We start from the raw sequence: 15,391 nt of genomic DNA, 5'->3' as shown, positions 1-15,391 counted from the left end.
GAGTCCATTGATTGGGATTGGGTTGTACTGTACTGGGTGCGCGGGTATAATCAATCAGATTTTCGGTAAACCGATAGAAATATACAATTTCAGCTCTCATTCTTGATTTGTTAAGCTTCCAACCTATCTCGAAGTTTCTTGCTTCTTCCGGAAGTAGATTGGGATTACTCGTAATACTTGCATCCTGATAATATAATTCTGTGTAGGAAGGAATTCTGAAACTGTTGCCAATATTGCTGTATAGCCTTGAAGTTTCACTGACCTGATAACCTATCTCCGCACCAGGGAAATGTCTCCATCCATGCTCACTGTAATAATTGGAATAAATACCTGCTCTCAGGTCAAATTTGTCCAGAAATTCAACTCGATGCTCAGCAAAAATACCCAAGAAACTTCTGCTATGGTTTCCAAGGTTTGTGCTTTCGATGATTTCTTCCCTGCCTTCAAGCCCAAAACCTGTAACGCCATATTTGGAAGTATAAGTACTGTTAAACTCCAGTGCCAATACATCGGAAGTGTGGAAGTTTGTAAAAAAATTAGGTTCATGTCTTCTCAATCTAAATTCATCCACATTTCTCCGCCAATAGCCTCTTGTCTGAAAATACAGATTATTGTTTCGGTAGGTATGACTAAGGGCAGAAAGATATGTTTGCAATGCTTCCCATTGGTCAGGGAATCTATCTGTATAAAATCCATTGGCACCGAATTCCCGGTCCGTAAACCCGAACATGGCATTCAGTTCATTTCTCTCATTGATTTCATAGCCTGATTCATAAAAAACATTGGTGACTTCGAAATCCGAGTTGTACCAATGGCCATCAGAGGCATCATTTGAAACCGATAGTGTCTGCTTGTAATTGCCAATGGGCAGGGATGAAATGATATTGCCTCCTCTCATTCCAAAATCGCCGCCGAATCCCTGGATTTGAAGGCTTTTTGTTTCCGGAAGCGTGGTGATGATATTGATGGCTCCTGCAAAAGCATTTTGCCCAAAAATCCTCGATCCGGGTCCCTTGAGGACCTCAATTCGCTGAATGCTCTGCAATGGAACTGGGATATTCATCATATGATTCCCGGTCTGGGGATCTGTGAGTTTGATGCCATTAATCAGCATCAATGTTTGCTCAAAGCTTCCTCCTCTGATTCCGATGTTGGCCTGCACGCCGCTGACTCCTCTTTGCCGTACATCCACCCCGGGCGTAAATGCCAATACTTCCTGAATACTTCTGGCCGGAACAGTTTCGATATCCCGCCTTTGTATAACACTCATATTTCTTGAAATCTTATTAAAGGGAATTCCTATCCTGTTTTCCATTATCGTGATTTCCCCTAATTCCATGGCTGTGCTGTCCTGATGAGCACAAACCAAATTCAGTGAAATGAAAACAGAAAATATAGTAAAGAGGACTTTCATAATAAATAGCTGTGGTTTTTAACTTCGCAAATTACATATGTTTAAAATCTAAAAGCAAACCCTGTACATTTGAGATGTGCTTATTTAAAACCAATTTGAAGACAATACTGAATTTTTTCTTTTGGGAGCATTCTGTATTTTAGCGGCTTAGTTTATCAAATAGCTTATCCCTCATGAGAAATAGATTATATAAAATTTCCGCTTTCGTTCTTGTTGTTTTCTTTGGTTTTGAGTCTTATGCCCAACAGGTGAAGGACAATAAAGATGCTGCATTTACAGAATTTGGTTACAGACAAGGTTCGGTTTACAGGACTGCTTCAGGAAAACCAGGCCCATCCTATTGGCAAAATATGGCAGATTATGTCATAGATGTTACCTTGAATGACTCAACACATATCATCAAAGGAAAAGTCAGCATTACATACAAAAACAACAGCCCCGAGAACCTGGATTTTGTTTGGCTTTATCTGGAGCAGAACAGGTTTACGGAAGATTCCAGAGGTTCCCTGACTACACCTATTCAAGGGAACCGGTACAGTGGTGACCTGGATGGTGGATACAAAATCGAAAATGTAAAAGCCCAGGTTTCAGGTAGAAACAAACCTGTTTCCAATGATTTTTTGATCAATGATACCAGGATGCAGGTCACATTTGCTGAACCGCTTCCGGCCAATGGTGGTCAGGCTGTCATCTCAATGGACTTTGAATTTAAGATTCCTGAAAAAGGTATGGACAGAATGGGTCGGCTTAAAGTAAAGGATGGGACTATTTATGCTTTGGCGCAATGGTATCCCAGATTGGCAGTCTTTGATGATGTGACCGGATGGAATACCGATCCTTATCTAGGTGCTGGAGAGTTTTATTTGGGCTACGGTGATTTTGAATATAGGGTGACTGTACCTTTTGACCACATTGTAGTCGGTTCCGGGGAATTGGTAAATCCGGGGCAGGTGCTTACCAAAGAGCAGCAAAACCGGATGAAAAAAGCTTCTGAAAGTGATGAGCGTGTTTATATTATCAGTCCTGAAGAAATAAATGATTATGCCAATCACCGATCAAAACAAAACGGAACCCAAACCTGGCATTTCAAAATCCAAAATTCCAGGGATATTGCATTTGCTTCTTCAAAGGCTTTTATCTGGGATGCCGCCAGGATCAATCTCCCAAGTGGCAAAAAAGCCATGGCACAATCTGTCTATCCACAGGAAAGTGATGGGGAAGATGCTTGGGGAAGATCCACTGAATATAGCAAAGCATCCATGGAACACTATTCCGAAATGTGGTATGAATATCCTTATCCTGTAGCGGTCAATGTCGCGGCGGATATAAGTGGTATGGAATATCCGGGTCTCAACTTTTGCAGCTATATGTCAAAAGGTGCAAGCCTTTGGAATGTGACAGACCATGAATTTGGCCACAATTGGTTCCCCATGATTGTCGGAAGCAATGAAAGAAGGCATGCCTGGATGGATGAAGGATTCAACACTTTTATCAACTATTATAGTAACCTCGCTTTCAATGATGGAGAATACTCCAATACCCTGATTCAGACCAGAAGGTATGTTGGATGGCTGACCAATAAGGATCGGGAACCCATAGTCACCCATGCAGACCGAACCCAGACCAACAATCTCGGAATGGTCGCTTACATGAAACCTGCGCTTGGATTGATGATGCTGAGAGAATATGTTTTGGGACATGAAAGGTTTGACAAAGCATTTAGATCTTATATCAAAACATGGGCTTACAAGCATCCCCAGCCCACAGATTTTTTCAACCTTATGGAAAATGTATCAGGGGAAAACCTGGATTGGTTTTGGAAAGGCTGGTTTTACAGCAATGCCAATATTGATCTGGCCATCAATGGCGTCTATCCCTATGGAGCCAATTATATCGTATCACTTTCCAATCTCGGGGAAATGCCCATGCCGGTTTTATTGGAAATTACCTATGAGGATGGGGAAAAAGAAAGAAGGATGCTTCCTGTAGAGATCTGGTTCAAAGGCAGCCAATGGAACCACCTGCTCAAGGTGGATAAAAAAGTGATCGCAGTGGAGATAGACCCTGACAAAGTCATTACCGATATCAATGCCGGAAATGACAAATGGCCGAGTGGAGTGTATAGGGATTAGAAATCAAAAGGCTGAATCACGATTCAGCCTTTTTCTTATTTTCGTTGAAAATGGATGTCCTTAAGCCAAATTCTGATAATTTTGTTTTAAATACAGAGACTTCCTAGGTCAAGCAATTAGTCGAGAGGACTTTTTGAGTTTGTCCCCTATATCATTCAAAGCCCTTGAAATCACCTTAATCTCTTGTTCAGAAAATCTTGCCTGTTTACCGTTGACAATATTACCGTTAAGTCTTTGGTAAAACCACTGTGGTGTTTTACCAAAATAAGTTTTGGCCAAATAAGATACAGATACAATCGGAAGTATTTTATCCAATTTTTCTTTTATTCGAAGTTCCTCAGCATAAATGACAGTTTCCCGTACTGCCTCCAACATAGCCTTTGAAAACGCTTCGGGATTTTCTAAAGCCAACGCCTCCATTTCTCTATCGATATCACCAAGTTCTTCCTTGGATGCGGTTCGGAATCGCATTTTGAGGTCTTTTATTTTTTCTTCCATGGATTTCATGTTTCAACTAATTTTGGATATCATGTTTCTTTCAATAATTCAACCAAATCTTCAATGATCTTGTCGAAAATTTTTCTTGAATCTGGAACAATTTTCTTGTAATGCCTCAGATAAAAAAGAAGGTCTTTTTCAAGTTCACGACGCTTCTTAGTTATCTTCATAATAATTTGTTTATTGAAAAGTAAAAATAATAACAATTATGTTATTTTAAAATATTTTCTTGGTTTTCTAGTATTGAACAGTTATTGATTTGAAAAAAAAAATTTTGTCGATTTCTAGAAACTTTCCTTTTAGAACCCACTAATGGAATGCTTAATTTAAACTGTTGATCCAATCCTTGATCAGTTCCAATCCTTCTTCATGGACACTGACCCTGCCGATTTCAGGCATGGCGGCTCCGACCTTGTTGGTGGACATCCGGAAAGTCATGATGGATTCGTCTGCTTTACCGGGATAAATGGCATATTTAAATGAACCTGCTCCAAAACCGGCAGCAACAGGAGTTTTGAAAACCCCTAGTTTCATCAGATCGGTTTCCTCATAATCCAAAAAAAGCTCTGAAGTACTTGCAGGTCCTTCCGCCCTATGGCAATGGGCACAGTTGATGTCGAGATAGGCTTTGGCCCGCAATTCCAATGGTTGGGAAGCATCGTTGTAATCAACCATAGCAGGGTAATGATTTAAATCCTGAATATCTCTTAGAAATCCCGTTTCTGACCATTTGACCAATTGGTTTTTGCTTTCCTCTCCGAATTTGATCGAGTGGTTGAGGTATTTTGCCTTTACCCCAATGGGTACCATGACTTCATTTTCGTTGTGACAATTTTTGCATTGGTTTTTGTTGGGCACGATATAGTTGATGACATGTTCATTGCCGTTAAGGTCTTTCCAACTCACTTCTTTTTCCGCACCGACTACTTTATACTCCGCCTCTGTCTGATCGTCTTTCCAGATATAGGGGAATGCTTCCCATATTCCCTGCCGCTTGACCATCAGCCTGGTTTCGATGATTCTTTTTTCCCCTTCCGGATTTCTGAAATCAAGCGGGTAATAAAAATTCTTGATAAGAATGGTCTGATCAGGAAATTCAAAAGAGCCTCCTACATCCTTTTTAATGGAGACGGAAGTTCCTTTTGGCATCCATATATACCGGGATTTAAAAGCATAATCAGTAAAAAGGGAAGATGAGGGTTCATAAATGACAAGCTCCTCACTTGGATTCAGTGCCCTCAACTGATCTTTAAAAAATCCATACTCTGAAAGGTTTTTGAAGGGAATCTGGCTGAAATCAATTTCTGCAATATTGATATCAGGGGCATCTGTATATTCGATCTGCACCTGTTCTTCCTCAGTATTTTCCTGCTCTTTTTCCCCTGTGCAACCAAAACCCAATATCAAATAAATGAAAAAGACTCTTACCGGAAAATATGGATGATGCAACTTCATACTTTTATAACTTGGCTACCGCACTTACATCGGTTTTGATTACCGTTTCGCATTGGAAGGGGGTATAATCTTTGGATGCTTTGATGTTTTCTTCACCTTCCCAAAGATCAAAAAGTGTGAAGTGCAGTTTTTCCATACCAGATTCTTTAATGCACACTTTCATCGGATTAGATGAAATATCGTCGCTGATGCTTTTATCCCAAAACCCATCATAGATAATGTCCTGGGTTTTTCCTTTGCCATGGGCATTATAAACTGAGATCAACTGGCCAAACTCTTTGGTGAGGTCAGGTATTTTCCAGGTCCGCTTGTAATCATTGTCATGCAAATAAATATTTGAAGTGAATGGCGACCAATTTGGTGCTTCGGTAGGAAAACCTGTGATGTGATAATTGGCAATAGCGATTCCAGCGGTTTTGTTTTTGTGAATTCTGTTGTTGTATACCTCCACATCCTTTGCCGCCAAAAGTATGATTCCCGATCCGGGTGGAATCATGGTTACGGTGTTTCCGTTTGGTTCATCACTGAGTGGCATGGCAAAATTGACATGGTTATTGGAAATGACATCATTGTCATAAATCTTGGTGCCTCGGCCTTCTGTTTTAGGAAGTCCGGGCAGGTTGAATACCAAAATACCTCCTGAATTGTCCCTCGCCGTATTTCCATAAACTTCTGCATTGTCGGAATTTTCTATTTCTATCCCTGCTACATTCCCAAAGGCAAGCGAATTCCTGACAATGATATTTTCTGACTGGCCTACGTAAATCCCCGCATCTTTGGAATGTGAAGCAATACATTCATCGATCATGACATTCCTGCACTGCACAGGGTAAATGGCATAGGTGCCGTTTTCTGATTTGTCTCCGTTGGTCCAGGTCACATTGATGCGTCTGAAAGTGATGCCAACGCTATGCTGACTTTTGATCCCGTCACCGGGAGCATCTTCTATGCTGAGGTCTTCGATTTTGACATTGTTGCCAACCAGCTTGACCCCTTCACCTCCTGCTCTGAGTTCGCGGAAAGAAAGGACTGTTTCTCCCATTCCGGCACCTTTGATCCTGATGTTGTTTTTGGAATCGAGTATCAACTGGGTTTTGAAGCTGTAGAATCCTGATGGGATTTGGATGATATCACCGTCTTCTGCCAAGATAAAATCCTCGATGACTTTTTCAACATCATCCTGAGAAGCTTTCCTCAATTTGGAGGAATCAAAAGTCTGTTCGTTGGAGGAATCCGAACAACTCCAGAGGATAGATAAGGAAACTGAGAGCAGTCCTGCAAATCGGGAAATAGTTTTGAATGTCATGGTTATTGGGTTTGGAACAGATAATATTCTGCTGGTTTCAAACAGTTTGAAACCAAGTAGATCAAATTTAACGGTTTTTACCCAGATTGACTGTTGACAAGAATCGAAAAATTATACGCTTTATTTTTTCCTGCTTAAAGTTTTTAAACCCATATTCAGATATGAGGTAATGGGATTTTTTGCTACATATTTAAAGATTAATTGGCGGATTTGAAGAAAGTCAAATATCATACATTAAAGCCCTTTGACCCGTCCAGGATTTTCTTCCAAAAATGACTTCCAGCCCGCTGTCCTTCCTCTTGTCTGCAATCGGCCATCGTGAAAATGATGGCACAATGCCACAGCCAATGCATCTGTGGCATCCAAAAGCTTCGGTATTTCCTCGATTTTCAGGAGTGTTTTGAGCATTTCAGCTACCTGTATTTTGGAGGCATTGCCATTGCCTGTGACGGACTGCTTAACCTTTTTAGGGGAATACTCGGCAATGGGGATTTCCCGTGCCAAAGCAGCAGCCATTGCGACACCCTGTGAACGGCCCAATTTGAGCATGGACTGTACATTTTCCCCATAAAAAGGAGCTTCCAAAGCCACCGAATCCGGATGGAATTCATCAATGAGTCCTGTAATCCTTTCGAAGATTTTTTTGAGCTTCAGTTCATGGGTGCTGTACTTTTTGAGGTGGATCACTCCATACTGCAACAGACTGTGGTTTTTTCCTGTGATAAGAATCAGTCCATAACCCATGATATTGGTTCCGGGATCAATTCCCAGGATTATTTTTTCTTTTGCTTCTTTTTTTTCTTCTTTACCCATTACCGCAATTTAGGGGAATTCATGGCAATATTTTATCTTTTGATTGGGATACTTTATGTGATTGTACTTTTACAACTGTTGTTTCTGTGGAACAAAGAAAAGGCTTTGAAACCAAAAGTAAATCCGGATCGAAAGGTAAGCATTCTTATCCCCTTTAGAAATGAACTGGAAAACATCCCAATTATTTTGAGAAGTATTCTTTCGCTCAGTTATAGACCAATTGAAGTACTGTTTATTGATGACCACAGTCAGGATGGAGGTGGCCGTTTTCTTAAAGATTTTCTGAAAAAAAACAATCCCCGAATCCCCATTAAAGTGATACCTAATAGGGGTATTGGAAAAAAAGATGCCATTGAAACAGGGATAGGGGAAGCTGGTGGTGAGATTATTTTCACAACTGATGCAGATTGCATTTTACCGGAAAATTGGATTGAGGAGAAACTGTGGTGCTTTGAGGATCCGGAAATCCAAATGGTGGCAGGGCCTGTGATGACTGAAGACAAAAAAGGTTTTTTTTACAGTTTCCAACAAATAGAATGGGCAAGTATCCTGTTGGTGACGAAAGCGGGATTTGAGCTAGGATCTCCAATCATGTGCAGTGCGGCAAATATGGCTTATAGAAAATCCGCCTTTTTAGAGGTGAAAGGATATCAGGGGAATGAGCATGTTTTGTCAGGAGATGATGAGTTTTTGCTCAAAAAAATCACCAAAAAGTTTGGCGCAAAAGCAGCGGTTTATTTGAATGATCACAAAGGCCTTGTATTTACCCGGCCACAGGATACCTGGAAGGGTTTATTGGTGCAAAGAAGCCGATGGGCCGCTAAGTGGAAAATGCATGGTAATTTATCCCATCTATTCAGTGCTGTGATCCCGGTTTTAATACAGTCTCTTTTTCTGTCAAGTTGGATCCTGCTTTTCCAAGAGGATTTTTCAAAGCTTGTTTTTATATTTCTTTGGTTTGCGAAAATCGGGTCAGAAAGGATTGTCTTAGGTAAAGTTCTTGCCGATTTAAGGATTCATCATGGTTTGATTAATTTTATTCTCACTTCGGTCATTCATCCTGTCTTTGTAATCGGAACCGTAGTGGCTACGTTTTTTGGCGGGGGGAAATGGAAGGGCAGGTATCCGAAATTACCATCTTGAATTCTACATTGGGTTGGGTTTGAGCCCAGTCAGGTGGCACGTCCTGAATTTACTTGACACTTTTTTTATTGTTTTTCTTTTGTTTCACCCCCTCATCTTTCACCTAAAGAGATTGCCACGTCGCACGAAGGACTGTTCAAAATATCAAAGTTTCCCATGTGCTCCTACCATTGACAGATTTAGAAATTGATGGTTTAGAACTATGAATAGCATTCAGATTTTGTAAATGGCTTTGCCTTGTCACCTCGACGTTAGGAGAGGTCTATGGCCTGATGTCATTACCAATTCTGAACATTTTAATAATGTGGGGGACTCGCAATGACGCACCACCTTTATCCTTCATCCCTTCTCCTTCATCCTTTCTCAAGTCTCCCGTCTTCCGTCTTTTTTGAAGTTATGCAGATATCCAATTATCATTTTCTTAGTAAATCCATAACTTTACAGACTTTAACCAATTGGAAATTATGACTGATGAGGAGTTTGACTTACTGGATGAGCTATACTTTGTACAGCCTTTCAGCTATTTAAAAGAAACGTTGGTTTGGGAAGATGAATTGCTTTTGGCTACCTTGCAATCGCTGTACGAAATGTCCTACATCAAATGTCTGATCGAACCCGATACTGAGGTTTTCGAAAAAGTTGATATTAAAGAAACAGGTAAAAATCTGTTTTATCTGGCAACCAAAAAAGGCCTGATGGAGCATAATGCCTTGTAATGGGGATAAACGCTTATTTGAAAGTTGTTTCAAAATTAAAGACTGAAGACGCCTGCATGCCGGTAGCAGGGAAGACCGAAGAAAGAAGACGCCTGTCTGTCCTGTCGGCAGGGAAGACGGTTTTAATGCCAATATATTGGTTATGACAATTATTTAGGCAACTGAATAAAAGCAATTTTAAAAGAAGAAATAGTGACCACGCAAACTGTAAAATATCAAAAAAAAGAACTGGAGTTAAAAGCCTTACTCGAGATCACACAGGCTATCAATGAAAATAAATCCGCTTCCGTACTTTTGAACATTTTCAAATTTACCTGCCTGGTCCACCTTAATATCAAATCGATACTTTTATACATGGTTGATCAGGAGCAATTTGATCTTAAGATCAGCCATGGGATAAAAAATAAAATCCCTGATCATATCCCTGAGAACAAAGTCAAATACTCGAAAGAATCAGGGGAATTGAATATTGAATTGGATCATGGCTATTCCTTTTCTGAATTGGAGAGTTATTTACCGGTCTATCATAAAGAAAGGATGCTTGCAATTCTTTTTCTCAGGAAAAAATATGAGGAAGAATACCTTGACCTGAATTTCACACAGGCCTTGACCAATATCATGGTAGTGGCGCTTGAAAACAAGAGGTTTGCCAAAAGACAGTTGGAGCAGGAAAGGTTGAAGAGGGAGGTGGAGATTGCATCCAATGTCCAAAGGATGCTTTTCCCTGCTGAACTCCCTCAAACTGATAGGCTAAAAGCCAAAGTCACGTATATACCACATTCCACAGTCGGCGGGGATTATTATGACCTGATAAAGAAGTCAGAGGATGAAGTCTTTTTCTGTATTGCAGATGTCTCAGGTAAAGGAATGCCTGCCGCACTGCTGATGTCCAATTTTCAGGCAGCATTGAGGACATTGCTGAGAAGCTCCTCAGATATGAAAATGATAGTGGAACAATTGAACTACACTATTTTTGACAATACCAATGGAGAACGCTTCATTACTTTTTTCCTTGGTTATTACAATTATAAAAAAAGAGAATTGACCTACGTAAATGCCGGTCATAACCCACCTGTATTATGTTGGGAAGGTGAAAAAAGAACGGAGAATTTGGGTGCAGGGACCACGATTTTGGGGGCATTTGAGCAATTGCCTTTTCTGGATGTAGGTAAAAGGTCACACTTGAAAGGGTTTACGATTCATTTATATACCGACGGACTTACTGAAAGCTTCAATGACAGCGAGGAAGAATATGGGGATGAAAAATTTCATCAGTTTGTCAAAAACCAACTTTGCTTAGATCCAAATACTTTCCATGAATTGTTTTTCGAGGAATTGAAAGGTTTTACTGTCGGAGGGGAACAGCGGGATGATATCACCTTATTGAGTATAAGATTTAAATAATCATGGTGTGGATGCATCATGTTCCGGCTTTGATACCCAGATTGTTTTCACAATTTGTTTGGAACAAAGACAGGAATGAAAAAAAGATTTACCTGACTTTTGATGATGGCCCGGTTCCGGGAGTGACTGATTTTGTTTTGGATGAGTTGGCGAAAAGGGACATTTGCGCCACATTTTTTATGGTAGGTGATAATATCCAAAAGAATCAACATTTGGCGCAAGAAGTCCTTCAATCCGGCAATGGAGTAGGGAACCACACCATGCACCATGTCAATGGTTTCAAGACATCTTATGACAACTATCTTATGGAAGTCCGTGCCTGCCAAAACCAGATTCAGAAAACCTTATCGTTCTCGAGTCGGCTTTTTAGGCCACCTTATGGAAAAATCACCAAAAAACAGTTCAAATCGGTTGTAGTGGATTATGATGTGATCATGTGGGATGTCCTTACAGGAGATTTTGACAGCTCCCAAAGTGCAGAACATTGCCTCAAAAAGTCCATGAAGTATTCCAGAAATGGATCAATTGTGGTTTTCCATGACCAGCAAAAAACCAAAGACATCATCAAAAGAGTCCTGCCGGATTATTTGGAATTTTTAAAGGACTCAGGTTTAGAAACTGCCTTATTATGATGTTTTTTGCGGAAATATTGGTTGTTTTTCTTTTGGTCCAAGATGCCATACTCTGGCTCTTTCTGAAGTTAAACTTTAAAGATTATGTAAAAAATGAGGTTTATGAATTCTCCTTTGTCAGTATTTTGATTCCCAGTAGAAATGAGGAGGAGAATTTGCCTGCGTGTTTGGAGTCTATTGTAAAGTTGGATTATCCAAAAGACAAGCTTCAGATAATATTTGGGGATGACAGGAGTACCGATGAAACCGGAGCAATATTAAAAGCATTTGAAGATAAAAATGATCATGTCAAATTGGTCCAAATCATTGAGGGTGATAGTGCCAAAATGAACGGCAAAGCCAATGCACTCTCCCAAATGGCCAAATATGCTGATGGTGAGGTTTTTCTTTTCACAGATGCAGACTGTCAAGTGCCTCAGGATTGGGTTAGATCCATGGTTCTTGCCCAGACGAACACTGGAGCTGGCATCATTACAGGAATTACCCATATTAAGGCCGATAAGATCTATGGGAAAATGCAGGGTATGGATTGGTGGTTAACTTTGGGCATGGTCAAAGTGATGTCGGATCTAGGTTTTTCGGTTACTTCTATGGGCAACAACATGTTGATTACCAAAGATGCTTACCAAGCGGTAGGAGGGTTTGAAGGTATCCCTTTTTCCCTGACAGAAGATTTTGAAATCGCCAGAAATATCCAAACCAAAGGATTCAAAGTCTTTCAACAGGTATCTTCTGACAACCTGATTGCTACCAAACCTCAAAATGGCTTCCTGCAATTACTCCAACAAAGGAAACGTTGGATGTCGGGTGCCATGTCGCTTCCACTTTATTGGAGATTGATTTTGGCTGTTCAGGTACTTTTTTTTCCAAGTATTTTATTGCTGGTTTTTTTACATCCATTGTTGGCTCTCTGCTTATGGATTGCCAAAGTGTTAATACAAGGACTTTTTATTTACAGTTTTGCTTTAAAGTCCGGTTCGAGATTGGCTGTTTTGGACCTTTTGCTTTTTGAAATTTATTATATGATTACCTCTTGGTCCACGATACTTTATTATTTTTGGCCTTCTAAGACAGATTGGAAGGGGAGGAAGTATTGAGGGATGAAGGAAAAGGGATGAAGGATGAAGGGTAGGGACTAGAACCAAGAGTCAAGAATCAAAGCCTGTCCCGATGGCTATCGGGGAGCCAAGATGGGAGAGCCGAGAAACGAGAGCTGAGAAACGATGGATTGCCGTCATTGCGAGGAGCACTTCTATTTTCTTTGTTTATTAGTAAACGCTTTCGTGCGACGTGGCAATCTCGTAAGGATTGATTGGGAGGTTGGAGGTTAGAAGAACCAAGAACCAAGAGGAGTGAAGTGGTTTGATATAATCATGAATTAACTATTAAGAAAGACTTAACCTTGTCATGTCGACGGTAGGAGACATCTAAGAGACGTATGAGCCGAAAGGAGAGAGCCGAGAGCTTAGAAAATGGGGGAGGATATGTTTCCGTCATTGCGCCTGCCTGCCTTTGGCAGGAGGAGCACCAGAACCTTCTTATTTTGAATAAGCTTTCGTGCGACGTGGCAATCTCAAAAGTGTGATAGGGAAGTTGAGGGACAGAGGAGCCAAGAACCAAGAACCAAGAAACAAGAACCAAGAGTGGAAATGTTCTATCCATAATGGGGAATCAAGGGAAAAGAAGCGAGAACCGAGAAACGAGAACCGAGAATCATGAGGCTCAGATAAATGCCATAGGCATGACCGATGTCATAGCCCGGTAATTTATTGCCGGGTTCAAGATGAAAAAAAACCCAAAGTGCCGTAGGCACGAACGATATAGATTAGGCAAAAGCGTGGAAGAAATGGGAGAATCGAGAACCAAGAATTGATAGCCAAGAATAAACCGTTACCCAAATAACCAAAAACCACTAACCAACTACAAAGTGAAATACACCGACACCCACGCCCATATTTATTCCAAAAAGTACGATGATGACAGGTCAGATGTGATCAGGGTTGCTGCCGAAAATGGCGTGGAAAAGATATACATGCCCAATATTGATGTGGAATCCATCGATTCAATGTTGGACGCAGAACTGAAATATCCTGATGTTTGTATTCCCATGATGGGACTTCATCCCTGTGATGTGAAAAAGGATTTTGAAAAGCAGCTTTATGTAATGGAGGAGTGGATTGAAAAGAGAGAGTTTGCCGCCGTTGGTGAAACAGGCCTGGACCTGTATTGGGACAAAACCTTTTTTGAGCAGCAAAAAGAAGCTTTGAGAATCCACATCGCATGGGCAAAGAAAAAGAAATGGCCCATTGTCCTTCATTGCCGGGAATCGATGGACGAAACCATCGCCATTATCAAAGAAGAGAAATCAGATGACCTGAAAGGGATTTTCCATTGCTTCTCCGGAAGTATTGAGCAGGCCAAACAAATCATTGAATTGGGATTTCTCTTGGGAATAGGAGGGGTTTCCACCTATAAAAACGGGGGATTGGATAAGGTACTTCCCGAATTGGGTTTGGAGCATGTCGTCTTGGAAACTGATGGTCCCTATTTGGCACCCATACCGCATAGGGGCAAAAGAAATTCCCCTGAATACATTCCATTAATTGCCCAAAGGGTCGGTGACCTCACTGAAAGCTCATTGGATAAAGTTTCCGCAATCACCCAGCAAAATGCTAACGGCATATTTCATTATTTCAAGTCATGAACTATAAAATAGTAAGACTCAATACCACTGCCAAAAGTGATATCACAGCCTCTGTCTTGATCATCTATACCGGAGGGACACTCGGTATGGCTTATGATGAATCAGGGGCTTTGGTTCCGTTTAACTTTGGTCAGATTATGGAGAAAATCCCCAATCTGACCAGTATGAATGTTGCTATCACAGTTATTTCATTCCCGGAACCCATCGATTCATCCAATGTGAACATGCAGCATTGGGTGGACATGGCCTATATCATCTATGAGAATTATGACAGTTATGATGGCTTTGTGATATTGCATGGAACAGATACGATGGCTTATTCCGCTTCTATGTTGAGTTATATGTTGAGGGGGCTGAGCAAACCTGTGGTTTTCACAGGAGCACAGTTACCGATTTCAGCGATGCGGTCCGATGCTCGGGAAAACCTGATGACAGCACTTGAAATTGCCACAGCCAAGGCCAATGGAAATCCGGTAGTGCCAGAGGTATGTATTTTTTTCAACCATATACTTTTGAGAGGAAATAGGTCTAAAAAAGTACAGAGTATCCATTTTGATGCTTTTGAATCAGAGAATTACCCTGCCTTGGCAGAGGCAGGGATTATTATTGATTATAATTATGCTGCTATCAAGCCATTTGAAGAAGGCAAAAAACTTAAATTTTATAACCGGCTGGATAATAGGGTAATGGTAATAAAGCTTTTTCCTGGAATAACTTCAAAGATTCTTGACTCCTGTTTTGATATTGATGGAATGCGGGGAGTTGTACTGGAAACTTATGGTTCAGGTAACAGTCCCAGTGAATCATGGTTTATCGATTCCTTGGATAGGGCTGTAAAAAAAGGGTTGATTATCCTTAATGTTTCACAGTGTAATGGTGGTAGGGTCATTCAAGGCAGGTACCAAACGAGCAAGGATCTGAAAAAAATCGGCGTTCTCAGTGGAGGAGACATTACCACTGAGGCAGCTGTGACCAAGATGATGTTTTTGTTGGCCAATGAGAAGGAGGATTCCGAAATCAGGAGGAAATTGATTACCCCGATGATAGGAGAGATGTCATTGATGGGGAATTGAAATTTTCTGGGTCGGCTATAATTAATTATTTGGTCTTTAAAGTATTAGAAATTGATTGATAGTAGATATTTGTTGATATTAAGATTAGGGGTGAAATCTGC

14 protein-coding genes are annotated in these 15,391 nt (G+C 40.7%); 8 read left to right on the top strand and 6 right to left on the bottom strand.

The genetic code is table 11. The features are described from left to right. Nucleotides 1–1,414, bottom strand: a 1,414-nt coding sequence (locus tag ACEW8O_RS15925) for a TonB-dependent receptor plug domain-containing protein (RefSeq protein WP_373495616.1), incomplete at its 3' end; no start/stop codon positions are given. A gap of 173 nt (nucleotides 1,415–1,587) precedes the next feature. On the opposite strand from ACEW8O_RS15925, the gene ACEW8O_RS15920 reads away from it, so the two are divergent. Next, complete coding sequence (locus ACEW8O_RS15920; protein ID WP_373495615.1) at nucleotides 1,588–3,546, top strand: M1 family metallopeptidase; 1,959 nt, start codon at nucleotides 1,588–1,590, stop codon at nucleotides 3,544–3,546. A 108-nt stretch (nucleotides 3,547–3,654) separates the two neighbouring features. Here the strand turns inward: ACEW8O_RS15920 and ACEW8O_RS15915 are convergent, their stop codons facing one another. The 5 genes from ACEW8O_RS15915 to ruvC form a co-directional block, all read right to left on the bottom strand. Then, nucleotides 3,655–4,044 (bottom strand): DUF5053 domain-containing protein, encoded by a 390-nt coding sequence (locus ACEW8O_RS15915; RefSeq protein ID WP_373495614.1) that lies wholly within the window; start codon nucleotides 4,042–4,044, stop codon nucleotides 3,655–3,657. A 29-nt stretch (nucleotides 4,045–4,073) separates the two neighbouring features. After that, nucleotides 4,074–4,214, bottom strand: a complete 141-nt coding sequence (locus ACEW8O_RS15910) for a hypothetical protein (protein ID WP_373495613.1) — start codon at nucleotides 4,212–4,214, stop codon at nucleotides 4,074–4,076. Nucleotides 4,215–4,365: 151 nt separating this feature from the next. Next, on the bottom strand, nucleotides 4,366–5,499 hold the full coding sequence (locus ACEW8O_RS15905) for an SO2930 family diheme c-type cytochrome (RefSeq protein WP_373495612.1): 1,134 nt from the start codon (nucleotides 5,497–5,499) through the stop codon (nucleotides 4,366–4,368). Between the two features lie 4 nt (nucleotides 5,500–5,503). Further along, nucleotides 5,504–6,805 (bottom strand): parallel beta-helix domain-containing protein, encoded by a 1,302-nt coding sequence (locus tag ACEW8O_RS15900; protein ID WP_373495611.1) that lies wholly within the window; start codon nucleotides 6,803–6,805, stop codon nucleotides 5,504–5,506. A gap of 234 nt (nucleotides 6,806–7,039) precedes the next feature. Next, the gene (ruvC, locus tag ACEW8O_RS15895; RefSeq protein WP_373495610.1) at nucleotides 7,040–7,618 is read right to left on the bottom strand and encodes a crossover junction endodeoxyribonuclease RuvC; all 579 of its coding nucleotides are present in this window, start codon (nucleotides 7,616–7,618) and stop codon (nucleotides 7,040–7,042) included. A gap of 21 nt (nucleotides 7,619–7,639) precedes the next feature. Here ruvC and ACEW8O_RS15890 point away from each other — a divergent pair, with 21 nt between their 5' ends. From ACEW8O_RS15890 to ACEW8O_RS15860, 7 genes are all read left to right on the top strand, one after another. Continuing rightward, complete coding sequence (locus ACEW8O_RS15890) at nucleotides 7,640–8,761, top strand: glycosyltransferase (RefSeq protein WP_373495609.1); 1,122 nt, start codon at nucleotides 7,640–7,642, stop codon at nucleotides 8,759–8,761. Nucleotides 8,762–9,225: 464 nt separating this feature from the next. Further along, the gene (locus ACEW8O_RS15885; protein ID WP_373495608.1) at nucleotides 9,226–9,477 is read left to right on the top strand and encodes a hypothetical protein; all 252 of its coding nucleotides are present in this window, start codon (nucleotides 9,226–9,228) and stop codon (nucleotides 9,475–9,477) included. Nucleotides 9,478–9,669: 192 nt separating this feature from the next. Further along, nucleotides 9,670–10,881, top strand: coding sequence for a GAF domain-containing SpoIIE family protein phosphatase (locus tag ACEW8O_RS15880; RefSeq protein WP_373495607.1), 1,212 nt, complete (start codon nucleotides 9,670–9,672; stop codon nucleotides 10,879–10,881). 11 nt (nucleotides 10,882–10,892) lie between these two features. After that, nucleotides 10,893–11,513 carry a polysaccharide deacetylase family protein gene (locus tag ACEW8O_RS15875; RefSeq protein ID WP_373495606.1) on the top strand — a complete coding sequence of 207 codons (621 nt, stop codon included), beginning with the start codon at nucleotides 10,893–10,895 and terminating at the stop codon, nucleotides 11,511–11,513. Then, nucleotides 11,510–12,610: a glycosyltransferase gene (locus tag ACEW8O_RS15870; protein ID WP_373495605.1), complete on the top strand. Its 1,101-nt coding sequence runs from the start codon at nucleotides 11,510–11,512 to the stop codon at nucleotides 12,608–12,610. Before ACEW8O_RS15875 ends, ACEW8O_RS15870 begins: the two co-directional genes overlap by 4 nt. An 830-nt stretch (nucleotides 12,611–13,440) precedes the next feature. Continuing rightward, a complete protein-coding gene (locus ACEW8O_RS15865) occupies nucleotides 13,441–14,217 on the top strand; it encodes a TatD family hydrolase (RefSeq protein ID WP_373495604.1) in 777 nt (258 codons plus the stop codon). Further along, on the top strand, nucleotides 14,214–15,290 hold the full coding sequence (locus ACEW8O_RS15860) for an asparaginase (RefSeq protein ID WP_373495603.1): 1,077 nt from the start codon (nucleotides 14,214–14,216) through the stop codon (nucleotides 15,288–15,290). Before ACEW8O_RS15865 ends, ACEW8O_RS15860 begins: the two co-directional genes overlap by 4 nt. The last annotated feature ends 101 nt before the right edge of the window (nucleotides 15,291–15,391 follow it).

This window comes from Aquiflexum sp. (assembly GCF_041749095.1).
Lineage (GTDB): Bacteria > Bacteroidota > Bacteroidia > Cytophagales > Cyclobacteriaceae > Aquiflexum.
Note: the sequence above shows the minus strand (reverse complement) of the source record. Positions and strands in the feature narration are given on the sequence as shown.